The organism is Mesorhizobium sp. M4A.F.Ca.ET.022.05.2.1 (genome assembly GCF_003998845.1).
Taxonomy (GTDB): Bacteria; Pseudomonadota; Alphaproteobacteria; order Rhizobiales; family Rhizobiaceae; genus Mesorhizobium.
Map to the genome: position 1 here is coordinate 1 of NZ_RZOJ01000666.1, position 1,845 is coordinate 1,845.

Consider the following 1,845-nt stretch of genomic DNA (forward strand, 5'->3'; position numbering starts at 1 on the left):
CATAGCGCTGCGCGGCAGCCGTCACCTCGCCATTGCGCGCCAGGACCAGACGGGTGCGCAAGGCGATCGTTTGCCGGCCAACCGTGTCCGTCAGCACTTCGCCGACCCGTTGCGGTTCACAGGCAAAGCCCAGCTCGGCCGCCGAAGCATAGAGCCGCGCAAGGTGACGATCGAAGCGCAGGAAGCCGGGGCCCGGCTCCCAACGCATGGTCTCGATCAGCTCGAAATCGGCACGGTCCCTGTCGCGAAGCGGGCTTTCAAGAGACACTCCTGATACTCCTCCTCGGCGGTGGAATCGAAGACGACGCCGCCGCCGACATTGTAGACGGCCTCGCCGCTTGAAAAGAGCGAAATGGTGCGGATCGCCACGGAAAAGCGCATTGTGCCGCCGGGTGCGATCCAGCCGATGGCGCCGCAATAGACGTCGCGCGGTGTGCCCTCGAGATCGTGCAGTATCTCCATGGCGCGGATTTTCGGCGCGCCGGTGATCGAGCCGCAGGGGAACAGCGCCGCGAGGATGCGGCGGATGCCGACGTCCGGCAACAGCCGGGCCCGCACGCGGCTCACCATCTGGTGCACGGTCGGATAGGTCTCTATGCGGAACAGTTCCGGCACCTCCAGTGTGCCAACCTCGCTGATCAGCGAGATGTCGTTGCGCAGCAGGTCGACGATCATGCGGTTCTCGGCCTGGTTCTTCTCGTCCTTGCGCAGGAACGATTTCAGCCGCGCGTCCTCGGCCCTGGTCGCGCCGCGCGGCGCCGTGCCCTTCATCGGATGCGTCTCGATCATCCCTTCGGCGTCGATTTCGAAGAAGAGCTCGGGCGATCGCGAGAGCACCACCGGATCGCCGAGCGAAATCAGCGCGCCGTATTTCACCGGCTGGCGTTCGGTGAGCGAGTCGAAGGCGGCGAGCGGATCGCCGGACCACTGCGCGCGCACGGGGAAGGTCAGATTGCCCTGGTAGCAGTCACCCCTGCGGATGTGGTCGTGCAACCGCGCAAAGCGCTTCGCATAGTCCTGCGCCGACCAGGCCGCCCGGGCGTCGAAGATCGGGCCGTTGGTCGCCGGACCGGCGCGGCGTGGCACCGCCTGCTCGACGGGAGCATCGAAGACGCCGAAGCACACCAGCGGCGCGCGCCGACCCTCAGGAAGCAATGGCACCAGTTTTGGCTCGAGCAGGTAGCCAGCCTCGTAGGAGAGGTATCCTGCCAGCCATTTGCCGGCGTCGGCTGCCGCCTGCGCGGCTTCGAGCGCCGGCAGGAAATCGTCCGCGTCGCGCGCCACGATGATCTCGGCCGGTTGGTCGAAGACCAACTGGCGGCCGCTCTCGTCGTTGCGGAAAATAGCGGAGGGCAGGGACATTGCTCGGGTGTTCGGTCGGTGGCGCCAGCGATCGCTCTATATGGGGTCTTGGTGGCGCGCAATCGAGGGAGCGGCGTCCTGGGACGCAAAGGCGGCTGGAGCAAAGGAAGGCGGCGGTGCCCAGGACTGGCACCGGCGCTGTCACATGCCCGAAGGCGAAGCGGGATCAGGTGTTGCTGGCGGTTCCCGCGGTCGGGAAGCGGCGGGCGAATTCCTTCTCATCGCCGGCGGCGAGCAACTTCGCCTGCTCGATCCATTGCTCGCGCGCGATACGACCATCGAAGTTCAGCACGTCCTCGATCCGCTTGACGTCGGCTGCTGTCCAGGCGGCAATCTGGGCATAGCTTGTAACCCCAAGGCCCTTGAGCAGCTTTTCGTTGACCGGGCCGATGCCGATGAGGCGGCGCAGATTATCGGCCTTGCCCGTCGCCGCCTTGGTCGAAGCCGGTGCGGCCTTCTTCGCTGCAGCCTTGGGCGCCGCTG

The 1,845-nt window shown here is 66.4% G+C and carries 2 protein-coding genes and 1 pseudogene; all 3 read right to left on the bottom strand.

Annotation, left to right across the window (positions count from 1 at the left end; genetic code table 11):
• Positions 1-268: aminotransferase class IV (locus EN745_RS34330; RefSeq protein ID WP_348630989.1), on the bottom strand; the 268-nt coding region annotated here is incomplete at its 3' end.
• Positions 217-1,362, bottom strand: a complete 1,146-nt coding sequence (locus tag EN745_RS34335; RefSeq protein WP_126058433.1) for an aminodeoxychorismate synthase component I — start codon at positions 1,360-1,362, stop codon at positions 217-219. The genes EN745_RS34330 and EN745_RS34335, both read right to left, overlap by 52 nt.
• Positions 1,363-1,528: 166 nt before the next feature.
• A pseudogene (locus EN745_RS34340) lies at positions 1,529-1,845 on the bottom strand (proton-conducting membrane transporter); the annotation flags it as partial.